The 19,527-nt window shown below is 38.4% G+C and carries 17 protein-coding genes and 1 other annotated feature; of the genes, 11 read left to right on the plus strand and 6 right to left on the minus strand.

Features of this window, described 5'->3' with window-relative positions; all coding sequences use genetic code 11:
* Positions 1-1,019: 1,019 nt before the first annotated feature.
* The gene (locus tag ACR65M_RS16585; RefSeq protein WP_341332719.1) at positions 1,020-1,670 is read left to right on the plus strand and encodes a 5-bromo-4-chloroindolyl phosphate hydrolysis family protein; all 651 of its coding nucleotides are present in this window, start codon (positions 1,020-1,022) and stop codon (positions 1,668-1,670) included.
* A 6-nt stretch (positions 1,671-1,676) separates the two neighbouring features.
* Entirely contained in the window at positions 1,677-2,861 is a 1,185-nt protein-coding gene (locus tag ACR65M_RS16590) for a toxic anion resistance protein (RefSeq protein ID WP_341332718.1), read from the plus strand.
* 107 nt (positions 2,862-2,968) lie between these two features.
* On the opposite strand, the gene ACR65M_RS16595 is transcribed toward ACR65M_RS16590, so the two are convergent.
* From ACR65M_RS16595 to ACR65M_RS16615, 5 genes are all read right to left on the minus strand, one after another.
* On the minus strand, positions 2,969-4,264 hold the full coding sequence (locus tag ACR65M_RS16595; protein WP_121448938.1) for a TRAP transporter large permease subunit: 1,296 nt from the start codon (positions 4,262-4,264) through the stop codon (positions 2,969-2,971).
* The gene (locus tag ACR65M_RS16600; RefSeq protein ID WP_121448937.1) at positions 4,264-4,746 is read right to left on the minus strand and encodes a TRAP transporter small permease subunit; all 483 of its coding nucleotides are present in this window, start codon (positions 4,744-4,746) and stop codon (positions 4,264-4,266) included. Before ACR65M_RS16600 ends, ACR65M_RS16595 begins: the two co-directional genes overlap by 1 nt.
* A complete protein-coding gene (locus ACR65M_RS16605; protein WP_341332717.1) occupies positions 4,739-5,734 on the minus strand; it encodes a TRAP transporter substrate-binding protein in 996 nt (331 codons plus the stop codon). Before ACR65M_RS16605 ends, ACR65M_RS16600 begins: the two co-directional genes overlap by 8 nt.
* Before the next feature lie 164 nt (positions 5,735-5,898).
* Positions 5,899-7,233 carry a branched-chain amino acid transport system II carrier protein gene (gene brnQ / locus ACR65M_RS16610; RefSeq protein ID WP_341332716.1) on the minus strand — a complete coding sequence of 445 codons (1,335 nt, stop codon included), beginning with the start codon at positions 7,231-7,233 and terminating at the stop codon, positions 5,899-5,901.
* Positions 7,234-7,321: 88 nt separating this feature from the next.
* Positions 7,322-7,568: a binding site (T-box leader), on the minus strand.
* A gap of 147 nt (positions 7,569-7,715) precedes the next feature.
* Complete coding sequence (locus ACR65M_RS16615; protein WP_341332715.1) at positions 7,716-8,480, minus strand: IclR family transcriptional regulator; 765 nt, start codon at positions 8,478-8,480, stop codon at positions 7,716-7,718.
* 446 nt (positions 8,481-8,926) lie between these two features.
* On the opposite strand from ACR65M_RS16615, the gene ACR65M_RS16620 reads away from it, so the two are divergent.
* The 9 genes from ACR65M_RS16620 (at position 8,927) to ACR65M_RS16660 (ending at position 17,625) form a co-directional block, all read left to right on the plus strand.
* Positions 8,927-9,571, plus strand: a complete 645-nt coding sequence (locus ACR65M_RS16620) for a bifunctional 4-hydroxy-2-oxoglutarate aldolase/2-dehydro-3-deoxy-phosphogluconate aldolase (protein ID WP_341332714.1) — start codon at positions 8,927-8,929, stop codon at positions 9,569-9,571.
* Between the two features lie 3 nt (positions 9,572-9,574).
* Entirely contained in the window at positions 9,575-10,591 is a 1,017-nt protein-coding gene (locus ACR65M_RS16625) for a PfkB family carbohydrate kinase (RefSeq protein WP_341332713.1), read from the plus strand.
* Between the two features lie 54 nt (positions 10,592-10,645).
* Positions 10,646-11,476: a 5-dehydro-4-deoxy-D-glucuronate isomerase gene (gene kduI, locus ACR65M_RS16630; protein ID WP_121448943.1), complete on the plus strand. Its 831-nt coding sequence runs from the start codon at positions 10,646-10,648 to the stop codon at positions 11,474-11,476.
* 20 nt (positions 11,477-11,496) lie between these two features.
* Positions 11,497-12,279 (plus strand): 2-dehydro-3-deoxy-D-gluconate 5-dehydrogenase KduD, encoded by a 783-nt coding sequence (gene kduD / locus ACR65M_RS16635; RefSeq protein WP_341332712.1) that lies wholly within the window; start codon positions 11,497-11,499, stop codon positions 12,277-12,279.
* A gap of 163 nt (positions 12,280-12,442) precedes the next feature.
* The gene (locus ACR65M_RS16640) at positions 12,443-13,069 is read left to right on the plus strand and encodes a DUF4004 family protein (RefSeq protein WP_121448930.1); all 627 of its coding nucleotides are present in this window, start codon (positions 12,443-12,445) and stop codon (positions 13,067-13,069) included.
* A gap of 14 nt (positions 13,070-13,083) precedes the next feature.
* Positions 13,084-13,809: a polymer-forming cytoskeletal protein gene (locus tag ACR65M_RS16645; RefSeq protein WP_341332711.1), complete on the plus strand. Its 726-nt coding sequence runs from the start codon at positions 13,084-13,086 to the stop codon at positions 13,807-13,809.
* Between the two features lie 210 nt (positions 13,810-14,019).
* Complete coding sequence (locus ACR65M_RS16650; RefSeq protein ID WP_341332710.1) at positions 14,020-15,210, plus strand: DEAD/DEAH box helicase; 1,191 nt, start codon at positions 14,020-14,022, stop codon at positions 15,208-15,210.
* Between the two features lie 100 nt (positions 15,211-15,310).
* Positions 15,311-16,336 (plus strand): Gfo/Idh/MocA family protein, encoded by a 1,026-nt coding sequence (locus ACR65M_RS16655; protein ID WP_341332709.1) that lies wholly within the window; start codon positions 15,311-15,313, stop codon positions 16,334-16,336.
* A 248-nt stretch (positions 16,337-16,584) separates the two neighbouring features.
* Entirely contained in the window at positions 16,585-17,625 is a 1,041-nt protein-coding gene (locus tag ACR65M_RS16660) for a TRAP transporter substrate-binding protein (RefSeq protein ID WP_341332708.1), read from the plus strand.
* Positions 17,626-18,133: 508 nt separating this feature from the next.
* Here the strand turns inward: ACR65M_RS16660 and ACR65M_RS16665 are convergent.
* Positions 18,134-19,480 (minus strand): hypothetical protein, encoded by a 1,347-nt coding sequence (locus ACR65M_RS16665; protein WP_440273856.1) that lies wholly within the window; start codon positions 19,478-19,480, stop codon positions 18,134-18,136.
* Positions 19,481-19,527 lie beyond the last annotated feature (47 nt).

Genomic DNA, 19,527 nt, shown 5'->3' on the forward strand with positions numbered 1-19,527 from the left:
TGCGTGTGAATCCTCTTCAACGAGGTGATGAAGGGGAAAAGGCTGGATGAAATGCGTGTGAATCCTCTTCATGGAGTGTATGAAGAGGAAAAGGCAGGATGAATTGCGTGTGAATCCTCTTCAACGAGGTGATGAAGGGGAAAAGGCTGGATGAAATGCGTGTGAATCCTCTTCATGGAGTTGATGAAGAGGAAAACGCTGGATAAATTGCGCGTGAATCCTCTTCATGGAGTGTGTGAAGAGGAAAAGGCTGGATGAATTGCATGGAAATCCTCTTCATAGAGTTGATGAAGGGGAAAAGGCTGGATGAAATGCGTGTGAATCCTCTTCATGGAGTTGATGAAGAGGAAAAGGCTGTATAAATTGCGTGTGAATCCTCTTCATGGAGTGTATGAAGAGGAAAAGGCTGGTTGAATTGCGTGTGAATCCTCTTCATGGAGTGTATGAAGAGGAAAAGGCTGGATGAATTGCATGGAAATCCTCTTCATAGAGTTGATGAAGAGGAAAACGCTGGATGAATTGAATGTGAATCCTCTTCATGGAGTGTATGAAGAGGAAAAGGCTGGATGAATTGCGTGTGAATCCTCATCATGGAGTGTATGAAGAGGAAAAGGCTGGATGAATTGCGCGTGAATCCTCATCATGGAGTGTATGAAGAGGAAAAGGCTGGATGAATTGCGCGTGAATCCTCTTCAACGAGGTGATGAAGACCCGAACAGAGCGCCAGCACCGTTGTAAGGTTCTTCATCAACCTAATGTAGACCCGGACTAAGCGCAAGCACCGTTGTAAAGTCCTTCATCAACCTAATGAAGACCAAAACTAAGCGCAAGCATCGTTGTAAAGTCCTTCATCGACCTAATGAAGACCAAAACTGAGCGCCAGCACCGTTGTAAAGTCCTACATCCACAAAGTTCGCAAAACTATAAGTTCACACCAGATTTTCCCTTGAAAATTTTTGAAACCAACGTTTGAGTTGGTTCGTATATAATAGTAAGACAGAATGTTAGGAGTCGATTGTATGAATCAATTGCTTGCTTTTATTGTTAAATCGTTCATTTCAGTGCCGACAATGGCTACTGTCTGGTTAGTAAGTATGTTTGCGTTTGACCAAACCTTCCTACTTTCGTCTGGGTATGCATTATTAGGTGGCGGGATTGCCTATTTTGGAACGTCTGTCATAATGAAACAAGCCTTTTTACGAAAACATCGGTTAACGAGGAAGGAATATCAATATATTGAGAGAAATTTAAAGGAAGCAAAGAAAAAACTTGCTAGACTAAATAAATCCCTTTTTACCGTTCGTCACATCCCGTCATTGAAACAAAGAGTAGATTTGCATCGTGTTACAAAGAAGATCTACCGGTTATCGAAGAGCGAACCGAGACGCTTCTATCTAGCGGAACGTTTTTATTTTTCACATTTGGATTCAGTTGTGGAATTAACAGAGAAGTATGCGTTTCTTTCTTCCCAACCGAAGAAAAATAGTGAGCTAGAGAGATCACTGCATGAAACACGAAGAGTACTCGAAGAATTGACGGAAACGATTGAAAAGGATTTACACAAAATGCTCTCGAATGATATAGATGATTTGCATTTCGAAATTGATGTAGCAAAAAATTCGAATAAACAAGCAAATGATTCTCATTTCATTGATCAAAATAGGAGGTAAATGAGTATGAGTGAACAGTTTTCTCCAAAGTACAAAGAACCTGCGAATTTAATGGATGAATTACTTGCAAATCCATTTGATGAGAAGAAAGAAGAACAGGAAAATCCAATTATCTTAACACAAGAAGAAGAGAAAAAACCTGTACGTCTAGTGGATGTGTTACCCGAAGAAAATAAGGAAAAAGCACTTCAGTTAGCGAAACAAATTGACCCAACCAATCATCAAACGATGATTTCATACGGAACACCTGCACAAAACAAGCTCCTTTCATTTTCAAATACAATGCTTGAGCATGTTCAAAAAAATGATGTGGGTGAAGTTGGAAAAATCATCTCAGACCTCATGCATCGTCTTGATGAGATGAAGCCTGAGGAGTTAAATCCTGAAAAACGTTCTGTAATTGCACGGATGTTTGGTAAGATTTCAAATTCCGTTCAAGAGGTATTATCAAAATACCAAAAAACAGGAGCACAAATTGACAGAATTAGTGTGAAGCTTGAAAGAAGTAAAAATGTCCTTTTATCAGACATTGCAATCCTTGAAAAGCTTTATGACAACAATAAGGACTATTTTGATGCGTTAAATGTCTACATTGCAGCTGGCGAATTAAAGCTTGAGGAAATGCATCAAAAGATTATCCCAGATTTAAAGAAACAAGCAGAAGCCTCTAATGACCAAATGAAGGTGCAAGAAGTAAATGACATGGTTCAATTTGCAGACCGCCTTGAAAAACGTGTACATGACCTGAAGTTAAGTAGGGAAATTACGATTCAAAGCGCACCACAAATCCGTTTGATCCAAAACACAAACCAAGCGCTTGTGGAAAAAATTCAATCTTCCATCATGACGGCAATTCCATTATGGAAAAACCAAGTCGCCATTGCGCTAACTTTAATTAGACAGCGTCATGCGGTAGAAGCACAAAAACAAGTTTCCAAAACGACGAATGAACTTTTATTGAAGAATGCAGAAATGCTAAAAAGCAATACTTTAGAAACAGCAAGAGAAAATGAGCGTGGTTTAGTCGATGTAGAAACATTGAAGAAAACGAAGGAAAACCTCATTTCTACATTAGAAGAAACATTACGTATTCAAGAGGAAGGTCGAAACAAACGTCGTCAAGCCGAGCTTGAGTTAGCTTCGATGGAAACTGAACTTCGCCAAAAACTATTAGATATCAAGACTGACTAATATATGAAAAGGATAGATACCAAATGTGGTATCTATCCTTTTTATTTTGTCTAGCCCTAGGCTCAAACGGCTCGAGATACAAGCATTCGAGCTTTACACTTTTTAATTTACAATCCAAATAATTGTGGTAAGAACAACGAGATTTGAGGGACAAATGCTACGAGTAATAGCACTAGAATAACAACCCCGAAATAAGGCAATAACGTTGGTACCACTTCTTCAATTTTAACTTTCGCGACACTACATCCAACAAATAGAGCACTTCCCACAGGCGGTGTCATATTTCCAATACATAATCCGAAGCAGATCAGCATTCCGAAATGAATCGGATCCATACCAAAGCTTTGCGCGACAGGTAAAAAGATTGGAGTGAAAATTAGTACAGCCGGTGTGATATCCATAAAGGTACCAACTAGTAATAAGATAAAAATGATAATGAGAATAATCCCGTATTGATTATCGGTGATCGATAAAAGGGCACTACTTATTGCCTCCGGTAATTTCATATACGACATTACAAGTGAAAATAGAGCAGAAGCCGTAATCAAGAAGAGGATCATTCCAGTAATTTCGATCGTTTCGATAAAAATGGCTGGCAAATCCTTCAGCTTAAAGTTTTTATAAATAATCGAAAGAATGACTGAATATATAACTGCGACAGCTGCACCTTCAGTAGCTGTGAAAATACCAGCAACAATTCCTCCAATAACAATAACAATTAACAATAAACTTGGGATTGCACTAACGATAATATAGAAAGTATCTTTTGCACTAGGTAATTTCGAAACAGGGTAGTTTTCTTTTTTCGCCATAAAATAGGCAACAACCATTACCGCTAAGCCCCATAAGATTCCCGGTATATATCCGGCCATAAATAATGCAGCAACAGAAGTACCTCCACTCACCAATGAGTACACAATCAGTACTGAGCTTGGCGGTATGATTAGTCCTGTAGGTGCAGAAGCAATATTAACTGCTGCTGAATACGTTAGTTTATAACCTTGGTTCGTTTGCATAGGAGTCATGATCCGTCCCATCGCTGCAGCAGAGGCAACACTTGAGCCAGATATTGAACCAAACAGCATATTCCCAACAGCATTCGTATGTGCCAATGATCCTGGGAGTTTTCCAACCAAGACCTTCGCAAAATTCACTAATCGGAAAGCAATTCCACCATTATTCATGATAATTCCTGATAGAACAAATAAAGGAATCGCCAACATTGTAAAATTATCAATTCCCGTTACCATTCTTTGAGCGGATGTTAAAATAGCTACATCAAACGGCAATACGAACAGAAAGGTAAAAACAGAGCTTAAGATGATTGCAATCGCAATCGGTGCCCCAAACAATAAGAGAAAGAAAAAGGTGACAAATAGGATGATTCCAGCAATAGTTTCCATTATAGAATCACCTCTCTTTTTCGTTCCTTATAAGACGTCAAACTGTGAATTTGATAGATAATAATGCAAATCCCACTAACAAGTATAGCAGAATAAACAACTCCCATAGAAAGACCAGTTGCTGCTGCCGTTTGAGCAGAAGTAAGCATTACAATTCGTATTCCACCGTAAACCATTAAAATTGCAGCAGTTAAAAGAACAATAACATCAGTAATAAATTCAATTTGAAGCTGCACCTTTGGGCTAAACTTTTCTCTAATAAAAAGGATCCCAATATGCTTTTTTGCACCGAATACATAGGCAGCTGACATGAGTCCAAACCAAATTAACATATATCTAATTAATTCCTCTGTTCCTGGAGAGGAGATGTTAAACACATACCGTGATAGCACTTGCCAGGTTGACATCACAACCATAGAAACAAGTAATAAACTTGAGAAGACAATCAATACTTTGTCGAGAACTTGTTTAACCTTATTCATTAGACGAATTCCCCTTTATTAATTGGTAAATATCTTTTGTTTTTTCATCTTTTGCATAAGCCTCGTGGAGTGGCTGAACGGCATTTATAAAGGAGGTTTTGTCAACCTCAATGAAATGTACGCCCATTTTGTTTTTAGCGGTTTCAGTTTGTTCTTTAATCGTTTTTCCCCAAACGGTTTCGTGATAAAGGGTAGATTCCTTGGCTGCCTCCTGAATAATAGCTTTTTCATCGTCTGTTAAATTGTTGAATCGTTTTGCATTTATGATGAGCATATCTGGTACGATTTGGTGGCCAGTATACATATAATATTTAGCAACCTCACCGTGGTTATTACCCACTAGAGCGGTTTCATTATTCTCAGCAGCATCAATAACTCCTGATTGTAGAGCCGTGTAAACTTCTCCATACGCCATCGGAGTAGGGAGTCCACCAAATGCCTCAATCATATTTACACTCGTTTGACTTGGTTGAACCCTTGTTTTTAATCCTGCTACATCCTCTACAGTGTGTACTTCACGATCCTTCGTATATAAGTTACGAGAACCTGCGTTGTAGTAGGTTAATGCAATAATACCAATATCCTCAGTTTTGTAATAAAGCTGATCGGTAATCGTTTTATCATTCATTTTTTTCTCGAACTCTTCGTAATCCTCAAAGACATATGGCAAACTGAAGATGGAGTAATCGGATTCAAATCCTTCTAAGGCGCTTGCACTCACTTTTGCGACATCTACAGCACCTGATTGCGTTAGTTCAAGTACTTCACGTTCACTTCCTAGTTGCCCATTTGGATAGATTTCCACCTGGATTTTATTATTTGATTTTTCTTCAACTAATCTGCCAAATTCGACAAGTGATAGATGAACGGGGTGATCTAAAGTTTGGTTGTGGGCAAGCTTTATTTCTTTAACACCAGCATCATTGTTACACCCCACAAGTAATAAAGCGGTTACGAAAACAAATAGAAATTGGGCTATCATTCTCATGCTGCTACCTCCTAAGATAATAATAAGCGGTTCCATTTTTGTTATTTTGTGTTTGATTATAAAACTTATCCTAAAAATGGAATAAACGATAATTGATTTGTTTAGAAAACAAACAAATTAGAACTTTTAAAAGAGTACCATAAGTACCCTTTTAAAATCAATCATTAAAATGTTTTTATTTTTGCATCTTCGACAAATTCTGCATTTTTACTGAATTGGCTCAACAAGAGTCCTAATGCTGTTCCTACGAGGGCCGGAACGATCCATTCTAAGCCAACAGATGCTAATGGCAGCCTATTTTTTAAATCTTGAATTGGTCCAAGGTCAAGACCGAATGCATTTAATCCACTGATGAGTGCGAACACGCCTGTAAATAACATCGCGGTGCCATATACGGCTTTCGTATTTTTAAAATAACGACTAAAGAAGGTTAATACGACTAACACAATTAATAGTGGGTAAGTCATTACTAGGAACGGAACAGAGACTTTTAAAATCTGTGCTAATCCTAAATTTGATAGAGTAAAACCAACTAATGTTACAAGTAGTACAACAGATTTATAGCTTGCCTTTGGAAGTAAATTTGAAAAATACTGGCCACATGCAGTTGTTAATCCAACAACGGTTGTGAAACAAGCTAATGTGAAAATTAAGCCGAGCAGTACAGTTCCACTTTGTCCAAATAAAAGAGTCGCTGCAGTAGATAAGATATCTGTACCATCATCGAATGTTCCTTGGCTAGCCATTTTTGCACCAATTAATCCAATTCCAACATAAATTGCAGAAAGGAGGATACCTGCAATGACCCCAGCTTTAAATGTATATTTTGTTAGCTGCGACCGATTTTCAATGCCCTTTTTTTGAATCGAGTTTAAGATAACAATTCCGAATGCTAATGAAGCAAGAGCGTCCATCGTATTATATCCTTCTAGGAAACCAGTAAAGAATGCTCCAGTTTGGTAACCTTCTGTAGGACTTAGGAAAGGTGTTTCGATTTTAAATAATCCAACAATAATTAAAGTTATAATTGCAATTAATAAGGTTGGAGCAATTAGGCGCCCCATATATTTCTCCATTTTACTAGGATTTAAGCTGATAAAATACACAAGACCAAAGAAAAGAAACGAGAAAAGCAATAAGATTAGGGCTGTATTTGTTGTTTCAGGTAAAAATGGTGAGATACCCATTTCAAACGCAACGTTAGCATTTCTTGGAATTGCAAGAAAAGGTCCAATACAAAGGTAGACTGCAACCATGAAGGCTGTGCTAAAAACAGGATGTACACGATCACCCATTGCCTGCGCGCCACCTTTTACTAGTGAAACTGCAAAGATAACTAGAACTGGTAAACCTACTCCCGTTACAATAAAGCCAAGCATACCCATCCAAAAATTAGTACCTGCACCAGCACCTAAAAAAGGTGGGAAAATCAGATTACCAGCACCAAAAAACATCGAAAATAACATAAACCCAACAAACAAAATATCCAACCTCTTCACCAAAAACATCTCCTTGAAAATTATTCTAAAATAGGGACAGAGGGACAGGTCCCCTGTCCCAGAAAAAACAAAAAACCTCGCCCCTAAAAATAGGGACGAGGTTAACTCGCGATACCACCCTGATTCCGCAATCTTAAAGTAAATAGACTACGACACTCACTAACGTACAATCATACGTGTTCCTTCGTAACGGCGGACTACCCGTCAAAGCTTACTTGTTTCAGCTTTGCATCTCAGAGATGATTTTCGGATGGCTCTGAACATCGACTTTCAGCAACTGTCGACTCTCTGGGGAACAGGATTCCAATCGTACTCTTTCTCTTCATCGATTTTTAATATATTGGTATATTATCAGAAGAGGGGATAGAAGGTCAACAAGTTTTTTGACAGTTTTTATTATTGAATGTTTTTTTGGGACGGAGGGACAGGTCCCTCATTCCTGTAAAAAATTGGTGGGACAAGGTACCTGTCCCCATGACCCACTAGAGTAGTTCACTTTCGATGCCTTGTTTGCAGGCAAGGACGTTTTGGATGATTTGTGAGATAAATTCATCGGTGATTCGGTATTTTGGGACACTGACGCTAAAGGCACCATGGTTTTTTCCATCAACTGTAATACTTGCCCCGACACAAAAGATATCTGCCTCATGTTCTTCATTATCAAAGGAGTATCCTCTTTTACGAATTTCATTGATTTCCTTCATAAAGTCTTCTTTCGATGTAATCGTATTTTGGGTTTTCTTTTCTAAGGTATGGTTGTTTAAATAATGTTCTATTAGATGGTCGGGTTGGTCCGCTAAGATTGATTTTCCCATTGCCGAACAATAGAGTGGGATTGCTTTACCGACACGTGAGTATAAAGAGACCGGGTTGAAACTCTCTAGTTTTGTAATATAGACGATGCTAGAACGGTCAAGGATACCGAGGTGCACAGTCTCGGTTGTTTGGTTTCTAAGTTTTTCTAAATAAGGTTGGGCGATATCTTTGATTTCATTTGAATTTAATGCCCTGTTGGCGTATTTGATGATGGCCATCCCAAGACGGAATTTTTTCGTTTCTTCGTCCTTTTGTACATATCCAATTAATTGGAGTGTATCTAAGATTTTTAAGGCGGTCGAACTTGTTAATTCAGTTTCTTTTGCTATTTGTTGGAGACTTTGTGGTTTATCGACAGAAGACAGGTATTTAAGTATATTATCGGCTTTTAACAACACGGTACCATATGGTTGCTTCTTTTCAGCTGTCAAGGTAATCACTCACTTTTTAAAGATTGTTCAAAAATTGCGGTGAATATGAGGAATCGAATTTCTGCAATCATTGCTCCGGGTCAACATCATGAACAACTATGTTATGCGGTTCTTGTCTCTTAGTTTATACACGAAGTCAATACATCAGCGCAATGCTGAAAGGGGGGGAACTCAAACAGATTCCCTGCTCCAGTACTCGGGCTCGCCACCTCGAAATTTCGACGCACAGGACGTGCTAGTGTCGACAATGCCACAGGAAGTGGTGTCTTAGTCGACGTGATCCTCTTCATCCTCCTTTTTGAATCTCAATTATTGTTAAATTTCTAAAAACATTCAATCTATTGGTTGAAATCCCTTTCACTATTATATATAATTGCTTTGTAAGTTTCCATATAATAAAACAAATTTCCAAATAGGAAATAGTCTAAGAGATTTTGGAGGCAACTATGAAAAAAATAAATGTACTCTCAAAAATCGCAGATTGCGGCGTGGTCGCAGTTGTACGAGCAGACACAAAAGAAGAAGCGGTTAAAATCTCAAAAAGCTGTGTAGAGGGTGGGATCATCGGAATCGAGGTGACATTCACAGTTGACGGTGCTGATGAGGTTATTAAAGAACTAGCTTCCATCTACAAAAATAGTGAAGTTGTGATTGGTGCTGGAACAGTACTTGATGCAACAACTGCACGAATTGCAATCTTAGCAGGAGCAGAATTCGTTGTAAGCCCAAGTTTCGATGAAGAAACTGCTAAACTATGTAACTTGTATCAAATTCCGTATATGCCAGGTTGTATGACCATTACTGAAATGAAGCGTGCACTTGAATCCGGTGCTGACATTATTAAACTCTTTCCAGGAAATGCTTTTGGTCCGGATTTTGTGAAAGCGGTTAAGGCTCCATTACCACAGGTGAATATCATGCCTACAGGTGGCGTTAGCCTAGATAACATTGATCAATGGATTAAAAATGGATGTGTGGCTGTCGGTGTAGGTGGGAATTTGGTTGCCCCTGCAAAAACAGGTGATTACGCAAAAATAACAGAATACGCAGCGCAGTATGTTGCGAAAGTTAGAGAAGCAAGAGGGGAATAAACTATGAAAAAGAAGATTGTTACATTTGGTGAACCCTTGCTTCGCTTATCAACTAACTTAGGTGAACGTCTTTTCCAAGCCGATCAGTTGACAATGCATTATGGTGGGGCGGAAGCAAATGTAAGTGCGTCCCTTTCACGTTTTGGCTATGATGTCTATTTTGTTGGTAAAGTACCAAACAATCCACTTGGTCAAGCATATGAGCGACATTTACATTCATTTGGTGTTCATACCGATTACCTTTTAAAAGGTGGAGAACGCCTAGGTACATATTACTTGGAAACTGGAGTAGGCGAACGAAGTGCACAAGTCACGTATGACCGAAAAGCTTCTAGCTTTGCACAGCTTTCAACGGATGAAATAAATTTTGAAGAAATTTTAAAAGATGCAGACCTTTTCCATGTATCTGGTATCACACCAGCCCTTTCGCCAGACTTACAGGAACTAACTTTACGGGGATTAAAAACTGCAAAAGAATTAGGAGTCACAACAAGCTTTGATTTTAATTACCGTGCGAAGTTATGGAGTCTTGAGGAAGCTTCACGTGGAATCCAACCATTTTTACCATATGTAGATATATGTTCTTGTGGAGAATTGGATGCGCTTAACTTATTAGGCATTGAAGAAGCAGACCCAAGTTTGGATCATTCTGAAAAACTATCATTTTATTATAAAAAGATAACTGAAAAGTATCCAAATATAAAATACTTATTTTCTACTTTTAGAGAAGTACTTTCTGCTTCACATAATACATTACAAGGGAATTTCTTTAATAACGGGGAGTTGTACCAATCAAGGGTGCATAACATCGACCAAATTGTAGACCGAGTTGGAGGCGGAGATGCCTTTGCTTCGGGTGTAATATTTGGAATTCTAGAAGGAAATGACCCACAGCAAATTGTCAATTTTGGAACTGCAGCTTCAGCACTGAAGCACACTGTACATGGAGATTGTAATGTCTTTTCGGAAGAGGATATCACAGCATTTGCTGAAAATGCGTCAGGAAAAATTGTCCGATAAGATATTCAAATATATAAATATTACTTTTAGGAGGAATATGAAATGGAAACAAAAATGGAAACACGTTATGCAAATCATCCGGAGGAAATCAAAAGATTTAATACAGATGAGTTAAGAAAACAATTTTTGGTGGAAACCATTTTCGAGCCTGGACAAGTAAAGTTAACATATACACATAATGACCGAATGATCTTTGGTGGAGTTACTCCTACTGACAAAGAATTAACAATAACGCTTAATAAAGAGCTTGGAGTAGAGTATTTCTTAGAGCGCCGTGAACTAGGAATTATTAACATCGGTGGCGAGGGAATGGTTATTCTTGATGGTGAAGAATACAACATGGTTCGTCAAGATGGATTATACGTAGGCAAAGGAACGAAGGAAGTGTTATTCACTTCTAAGGATCCTAACAATCCAGCGAAGTTTTATATCAATTCAGCACCAGCACACCACAAGTATCCAACTGTAAAAATCGATATTAATGAAATTAAACCATTCGAAACAGGCGAGCCTGGAACACTGAACGAACGTAAAATCTATCAATATGTACATCCAAATGTATGTGAAAGTAACCAACTTCAAATGGGTCTAACCATGCTTGCTCCAGGAAGCGTTTGGAACACAATGCCATGTCATACACATGAGCGTAGAATGGAAGTTTACCTATACTTTGATATGGAACCGGAAACTCGTGTATTCCACTTCATGGGTCAACCAAATGAAACAAGACATCTTGTAATGAAAAACGAACAGTGTGCAATTTCACCAAGCTGGTCTATTCATACTGGAACTGCAACAAGCAACTATACATTCATCTGGGGTATGTGTGGAGAAAACATCACGTACACTGACATGGATGTTGTAGCAATGGAAGACTTACGATAAGGAATTGGAGGACTTTTAAAATGACAACACAATTGTCTGATTTCTCACTAGACTTTTTCTCATTGACAGGAAAGGTTGCAATCGTAACTGGTGGTGCTACTGGACTAGGTCAAGGCTTTGCAGTTGCATTAGCAAAAGCTGGAGCAGACCTGTTCATTACTACACATGGCACTAGCTGGGACGAAACGAGAGAATTAATTGAAAAAGAAGGTCGTCGTGTCGAATTTTTCCAAACGGATTTATCCAAACGTGAAAATGCAAAAGCAGTAGTTGCGGAATGTGTAAAAGCATTTGGAAAAGTTGATATTTTAGTAAACAATGCTGGTACAATTCGTCGTTCTCCAATCCTTGAATATAAAGAAGAGGACTGGGATGCTGTTATTGATCTGAACTTAAACTCTCTATACTTCTTGAGTCAAGAAGCTGCAAAAGTAATGGTAGAGCAAAAGAGCGGAAAAATCATTAACGTCGCTTCAATGCTTTCATACCAAGGTGGAAAATTTGTTCCTCCTTATACAGCAAGTAAACACGCTGTTCATGGACTTACAAAGTCATTTGCAAATGAACTTGCTGAATACGGAATTCAAACAAATGCCATTGCACCTGGATATGTAGCAACTAACAACACGACACAAATCCGTGCAGATGAGAAACGGAATGCAGAAATCTTATCACGTATTCCTGCAGCACGCTGGGCAACTCCTGCTGACCTAATGGGAACAGTCGTCTTCCTAGCAAGCAATGCATCTAATTACGTAAACGGCCACACACTAGCAGTTGACGGTGGCTGGCTAGCACGATAAAAAACAAACCTAAGCTGAATCGCAATCACGCGATTCAGCTTTTTTTGTGGTGCTGGGTCAGGGGGACAGGTCCCTCGTCCCAAATGGGATTTTTTTGAATTTTTTCTTGATTAACGTAACAGTGTTATGTTACACTGTTTTTGTAGAAAGGAGCCGTTTAGAAATGAGTGAAGAATTATTATCGAAGAAGGAATTACTTGAAGTAACGGGCATTTCTTATGGGCAGCTCTATAGATGGAAGCGGAAAGATTTAATACCTGAAGACTGGTTTATCCGAAAATCAACCTTTACAGGACAAGAAACCTTTTTTCCGAAAGAAAGGATCCTTGAGCGTATTGATAAGATTCAAAAAATGAAGGAAAACCTATCTCTCGATGAATTAGCAGAAATGTTCTCCCCAAGTGTTGGCGAATTAAACCTCAGTAAAAAGGAATTGGTCAATAGAGGTCTCGCTTCTGAAACAACAATTAATCTATACCTAGAACACAGTAAGGAAAGTCCTGAACAGTTTCATTTTGAAGGAATATTAGTCGTTTACATCGTTGAAAAGCTTCTGCAATCTGGTGACATTAGTCTTGATGAAGCAAAAATGGTGATCCAAGTTTCAAACGATTACTTTGCAAAAGAAAAGCAAAGCTATGGTGAATTAATTATCGCTCGTAAACTCGGTGTTTCAACATGTTTAATTGTACCAAGTACTACAAATTTGGTTATTGAACAAGGAACGAAGCTAATTGTGAATCTGGCATATGCAGATGAAATCGAAGAACTACGAACAAAATTACTATAGACGGAGGTTAAAGTATGGTAAACATTGAAAATAAAGGGAATTTAGTGATTAACGGTATGGGTTCATCTGGCGGTGGCACTTTTAAAAAAGTATTAATTAACGGAAAAGGTACTGTACATGGTGATGTGGATTGTTATGATTTTTCGATAAATGGTACTGGCAGAGTGGTTGGGAACGTTAAAGGGGAACACGGGAAAATCAATGGAAGTGGAGACATTGAAGGATCCATTGACTTTGATCGTTTTACAATAGATGGTACTGGTGGCATACGTGGTAATGTAAAAGTGAATAAAATTGCAATATCCGGCAAAGGTAGAATCGGTGGCAGCTTAAAAGGGGAAGAAATAAAAATTAGAGGAAATGCAACAATAGGAGAGGATTGTGAGGCTGAAGAATTCAAGGGAGAAGGTGGTTTCAAAATCGGAGGATTATTAAATGCAGATGTAATCGACATCTCGATTGCTGGTGAATGCAGCGCAAAAGAAATTGGTGGTCAAAGCATCAAGGTTAAGAAAGGCATTTTTCGCTTCCTAAATAATCTGTTTAAATCGGTTTACCCAGTATCCTTGAATACAGAAATAATCGAGGCAGATGAAATTGAAATTGAATATACAAAGGCAAAAATGGTTAGAGGGAAAAATATCAACATCGGCCCCGACTGCGAAATTGACGTTGTTGAATACACAGGAACATTCACACAAGACCCATCTGCAAAAATAAAAGAAGTCATAAAGATTTGATAGAACAATGTTATGTTTGGGGCGAAAGCCATGCCAATCTCCCCAAACATAACATTGGTAAATATGGAAATCCTTTAAAAGATAGTCCTCAAAGAACTAATCCACCCAAACACAATTTTCCTAACCAAGTTGTTTTTGCACTTTACCCAAAAGATAGTTAGAATAAACAATAGTCAAATAAAGTGAACTTGATAAGGAAGGTACATAAAAATGTCAAAATGGTCTCAATTAGAAGAAATGAAACCTGTTATACAGAAAAACTGGGATAAGTCAGGTTTTGAAACACCAACAGCCATACAAGAAAAAGCCATCCCTGCAATAGTAGAGGGGAAAGATGTGATATGCGAATCCCCGACCGGAACCGGAAAAACACTTTCATACTTGCTTCCAGCGATACAAAAGCTCGACGAAACAAAGAACGGAATCCAAATTGTCGTACTTGCTCCATCACGGGAGCTTGTCATGCAGATATCGGATGAAGTAAAAAAGTGGACGCAAGGCACAAATATCGTAAGCGCGTCTTTCATTGGCGGTGCAAACATTAAAAAGCAGGTTGAGAAAATAAAGGAACGCCCGCAGATAGTGATAGGAACGACAGGCCGTATTATGGAACTCATCAAAATGAAAAAAATGAAAATGCATGAGGTTACGACGGTAATTGTCGATGAAGCAGACCAACTCGTTTCAAATGAACATCTTTCTAATATCCAAAGTATTATCAAATCAACTTTACGGGATCGACAAATTCTCTTTTTCTCAGCAACTATTTCCGAGCAAACGGAAAAAACTGCGAAGTCCTTGATGAACAATGCTGAAATCATTCGAGTTCAGCAAACAATTAATCAGGAAAACACCACCCACATTTATTTTCTTTGTGAGCAGCGGGATAAAATAGATGTGTTACGAAAAATTATGTACACAGAGCCAGACAAGGCCATTGCTTTTATAAAAAGTCTTGATAAAGTAGAGGAAATTGAAGCGAAGTTAACGTATAACCATATTGATGTCGCCGTTCTTGCCGGAGAAGCAAAAAAACAAGAACGACAGCAATCGTTGAAAAACTTCCGGGCAGGAAAAATTCCTCTATTATTAACAACAGACGTTGCGGCAAGAGGGCTTGATATTCAAGATGTCACCTATGTCATTCATTTTGACTTTCCGAAAACAAACAGTCAATATGTCCACCGTTCGGGACGTACCGGACGAATGGGGAAAAAGGGTGTTGTCATTTCGATCGTAAATGCTCGTGAAGAAAGCTTCTTGAAAAAAATGGGACACGAGCTAGGAATTTCATTCACCAAGAAGGACTTTTACAAGGGAGAAATTGTAGACGCGCAAGAAAAGAAAACCTCTGCTCCCCAAAAAAGAAAACCAATTTCAAACAAGAAAACGAAACGATAATCGGACGAACAGCACCAGTTCGTCCTTTTTTAAATTGGTAAAAAAGAAAAAGTACTTTTATAATAAAGATGATAACGTTTACGGAGATGGGGGAATTTACATGTCAAATACCATAAAAATTGGAGTAGTCGGATCCGGTAGCATAGCCAATACACATATTAAAAGCATTCAAGAAGTAAACAGTGCTGAACTTGTTGCCATATACTCGCGCAATAAAGAAACGGTTCAAAAACTAGCAGATACATACAATTTAAAGGCCTACACAGACTACCAGGAATTCTTAACAAATGCAGGAATTGATATGGTTGTCATCGTTACACCGAGTGGTACTCATGCTCAATTAGGAATTGATGCTGCAAAAGCAGGAAAGCATGTCGTTGTAGAAAAACCAATTGATACTACAATAGAAAAAACGAATCAACTCATTGAAGCATGTAAAGAAGCAAATGTTACACTAAGTTGTATTTTTCAACATCGTTTTGATGAAGCCGTTTTAGATGTTAAAAAAGTCTTAAACGAAGGCGAGTTTGGTCAATTAAATTTTGGAGCTGCTCGTACAACCATCTATCGTTCACAGGAATACTATGATAGTGGTGCATGGCGTGGGACGTGGGAATTAGATGGTGGTGGCGCATTAATCAATCAGTCAATCCATTATATTGACCTCCTTCTTTACATAATGGGTCCAGTTGATGAGGTTTATGCCTATACAGCTACACGTGCTCATGAGCGCATTGAAGTTGAAGACATCGGTGTAGCAACGGTTAAATTTAAATCAGGTGCACTTGGGCTAATTGAAGGGAATACGACTGCCTATCCTGGTTTTTCAACAACACTTGATATTTTCGGCACAGACGGAAGTGTTATCATTGAGAATGACCATGTTAAAGAGTGGAAATTCAAGAGTGGTTTGGAATACGAGAACAAACAAAACAATATAGAAAATGACGTGTCATCCAATATTGTAAAAACAAACAAATCTTTTGTTAAACAATACACAGATATTGTACAAGCGATATTAGAAAATCGTAAACCATTAGTAACCGGCGAAGAGGCCAAAAGATCACTTGAATTGATAATGGCTATTTACCAATCAGCAAGAGAAGGAAGACCTGTAAAACTATAATCTTTTATAGATTAAAGACTAAGAATGCCTCTTCCTGTGGCTACGTCTTTGTGACCCATATCGTATGATCAAAGTGTCTCATTTTCTGAGGCACTTTATATTTTAATTTTATAATTTTGAATATTCAATAAAATACTTGAAAACCAGTTGGCTTTATCATAAGATGAAGTTGTTTGAAGGTCTACAAAATGTAAGCGTTGTCAACAACTGTGGGCCGAGAAAATAATTAATAGAGGGGGAACATTTCGATGAGGAAAAAATGGTTAGCATTTCTGTCCATTTCCTTCGTACTTGCAGGAGTATTAGCTGCTTGTAGTGGCGGAGGAACAGATAAGGAGCAGACTAGTGCTCCGGGGAACAATGGCAGCGATGAAAAAGAGAAAGATCCGATTGTGTTTCGTTTAGCAGACAATCAACCAGATGATTACCCAACAGTCGTTGGAGATAAGGAGTTTGCGAAACTAGTAGAAGAAAAAACAGGTGGCAGAATTAAAGTTGAAGTATATTCAGGTGGACAGCTGGGTGATGAAAAAAGCGTAATTGAGCAGGTTCAATTAGGAACAATTGATTTTGCACGTGTAAATGCAAGTCCACTTGCTGAGTTCTCTAAAGATTTAGGTGTTCTATCTATGCCTTATTTATTTAGGGGTGCTGATCATATGTGGAATGTCCTTAATGGAGAAATTGGTGAGGAGCTTCTAGTTGGGATGGAAGAAGCAAATATGAGAGGACTAGTATTCTACGATTCTGGTAGCCGTAATTTTTATAACTCTAAACATCCAGTCGAAAAGCCAGAAGATTTAAAAGGACTCAAGATTCGTGTTCAACAATCAGCCCTTGTAGTAGATATGGTTGAAGCATTAGGTGCATCAGCAACACCAATGGCTTATGAAGAAGTATATTCAGCTCTTCAAACAGGCGTTATTGATGGTGCGGAGAATAACTATCCAAGCTACTACTCAGTAAATCACTATGAAGTTGCAAAATACTTTACATTGGATGGACATTCCCGTGTACCAGAGATTCTTATGATTTCAAAGAAAGTATGGGGTGAGTTAAGCGCAGAAGACCAAAAAGCATTGAAAGAAGCTGCGATGGAATCTCAAAAGGTTCAAATCGATTCTTGGGCTGCTTTGGTTGAAAAAGCGAGAGAAAAGGTTGAAGCAGCAGGAAATGAGGTTACTGAAATTACAGATACTGCACCTTGGCGTGAAGCGGTACAGCCTGTCTATGATAAGCATGGTGGAGCATACAAAGAATGGATTGATAGAATTGAAGCGGTAGAATAATCAACAAACAGCCCTACCTCAGGTTGATTCTAACCAAAGGTAGGGTTGTTTGTTTAGGCTCTTTTCTATATGTTTGTTGTTTTTAGATATAATGTGTAAACCTAGTAGATTGGAGCGTAAGGTGGCGACTCCTCGAAAATGTATTCACATTTTCTTCGTGCGTGGGTTATTTCAAAGAAGCAAATTCAATGTCCAGCGGGAAAAGCGTGAGACTTGAGACCCCGCAGGAGAGGCAGCGACCTGTCCAGTTGCAGCGGATAGAAACTCGAGAAATTTCAACTCCTCCTTCAGAGGCAAAATACGCCTCTTTGTCGGAGTCTCCGACGCACAGGATGTGCTAGTGCCGACAATGCCACAGGACGTGGCGTTGTTGACGGCCAATTTTCTCGTTTCTGTGCAAGCCGCCTCCACATTTCGTTGAGGAGGCTCAATCCACGCCCGCGGAAAGCGTCCACCTGAAGCGGAAATCATTGGTAAAAACAACAAAGTTTGCGAAAACAGCCTTTGTTTATAACAAACATAACGCCATGATTGTACCGACACCACTAAACAGAAAGGCAAATCCTAAATTCCAAAGAGATACCTTATATGAATTGACATGCAATAAATCACCCGTAATCGAAACAGACACATTAAAAGGACCGGCAATCGTAGTCGAAAGCGCAGAAGTAATCATGACTAAACTCAAACTTAACGGATTAACCATCTCCAAAACAGGATCAACAATTGCAATAAGAATAGTCAATGTCACTAGCGGATGAAACCCAGTTAAAGCAAGCCCAAGAAATAACACTTGTATGAACAGAAACAAGAATACTGGATACTGGCTTAAATGTGTAAAAGGCTCCTGTAAATAATCGATAAAGCCCGAATCACCTAAATTTCCTGTGAAAAAACCAACCCCTAAAAAGAGGACCAAATTATCTTTTAAACTAATCGTGCGCCTTTTCCATAACGGAATAGCAAATGTTATATATGACTTCAAGCGTTTAATCGAAATGGCCCAAAAAAATGAGAAGGGGACAATTACAATTGCAATCGTTTGTAGAAACCCCATATCCAAAATGCGATTCACACTCAATATCGCAACCATAAACAAGGCAAGGTAGAAGACAAGTGATATGACCTTTCGTTTCATTTGTCTTTTTGCGGCCTCACCCTCAATCTCCTGACCTTCTTCTGTAAGTTCATATTTTTTAAAGGACAAATAGCCTATCAACCAATTTAATAGAATTAAAATAAATGTAAAAAGTAATAACCATGGTATGACCGTTAAGTATGGAAGATGAGTCGATTCGACAGTTAAAATAACTAACAACTCCATGGGCGAAATGATAATACTAAAAACATATCCCCTTAGCATTGCACGTGAAATAAATTTATTTCGAAGATTTTCTGCCATATGAGAAATATTTTTCTGGATAACTGCCTTAACGAGTGGAAGGGTTGCAAGGTTAAGAAAACCTCCCAATAAAAAGGTAACCATTGATGTTCGACCAAATAACTGCCCCATATTTTGAATACGGACTTTTAAAAGTTTACTAACTTGCTGATCGTATCGTCCCACGATAATTATCGAGTTGATAAAAGGCAGAACATAAAAGATAGCTAATAAGGGAACCATGGATGTAGCATACAATGGTAACTCTGTAATTTCCCTACCTTCAAGGAAAAATACTAGAATACCAATCCCTACAAAAAGAATACTAATAACCCTGAATAATAGAGAAGATCCTTTAATAGAAAAAAGCCACGCAAGAATGGATAGCATTCCCATTCCTGTCGTAACCCATAAAGAATCAACTATTAAACTTAAAAAATAAAACAAAAACAATAGACTATATAGAACAATCATGATTTTCTCCTTGTTGTAAAAATAAACAATGGCTAGACAATCATCCT

This window comes from Ferdinandcohnia sp. SAFN-114 (genome assembly GCF_059415045.1).

Bases quoted from the DNA above. Each gene is read 5' to 3' on its own strand.
- ACR65M_RS16585 (WP_341332719.1), top strand. From the start codon at position 1,020: ATGAATCAATTGCTTGCTTTTATTGTTAAATCGTTCATTTCAGTGCCG.
- ACR65M_RS16590 (WP_341332718.1), top strand. From the start codon at position 1,677: ATGAGTGAACAGTTTTCTCCAAAGTACAAAGAACCTGCGAATTTAATG.
- ACR65M_RS16595 (WP_121448938.1), bottom strand. From the start codon at position 4,264: ATGGAAACTATTGCTGGAATCATCCTATTTGTCACCTTTTTCTTTCTC.
- ACR65M_RS16600 (WP_121448937.1), bottom strand. From the start codon at position 4,746: ATGAATAAGGTTAAACAAGTTCTCGACAAAGTATTGATTGTCTTCTCA.
- ACR65M_RS16605 (WP_341332717.1), bottom strand. From the start codon at position 5,734: ATGAGAATGATAGCCCAATTTCTATTTGTTTTCGTAACCGCTTTATTA.
- ACR65M_RS16620 (WP_341332714.1), top strand. From the start codon at position 8,927: ATGAAAAAAATAAATGTACTCTCAAAAATCGCAGATTGCGGCGTGGTC.
- ACR65M_RS16625 (WP_341332713.1), top strand. From the start codon at position 9,575: ATGAAAAAGAAGATTGTTACATTTGGTGAACCCTTGCTTCGCTTATCA.
- kduI (WP_121448943.1), top strand. From the start codon at position 10,646: ATGGAAACACGTTATGCAAATCATCCGGAGGAAATCAAAAGATTTAAT.
- kduD (WP_341332712.1), top strand. From the start codon at position 11,497: ATGACAACACAATTGTCTGATTTCTCACTAGACTTTTTCTCATTGACA.
- ACR65M_RS16640 (WP_121448930.1), top strand. From the start codon at position 12,443: ATGAGTGAAGAATTATTATCGAAGAAGGAATTACTTGAAGTAACGGGC.
- ACR65M_RS16645 (WP_341332711.1), top strand. From the start codon at position 13,084: ATGGTAAACATTGAAAATAAAGGGAATTTAGTGATTAACGGTATGGGT.
- ACR65M_RS16650 (WP_341332710.1), top strand. From the start codon at position 14,020: ATGTCAAAATGGTCTCAATTAGAAGAAATGAAACCTGTTATACAGAAA.
- ACR65M_RS16655 (WP_341332709.1), top strand. From the start codon at position 15,311: ATGTCAAATACCATAAAAATTGGAGTAGTCGGATCCGGTAGCATAGCC.
- ACR65M_RS16660 (WP_341332708.1), top strand. From the start codon at position 16,585: ATGAGGAAAAAATGGTTAGCATTTCTGTCCATTTCCTTCGTACTTGCA.
- ACR65M_RS16665 (WP_440273856.1), bottom strand. From the start codon at position 19,480: ATGATTGTTCTATATAGTCTATTGTTTTTGTTTTATTTTTTAAGTTTA.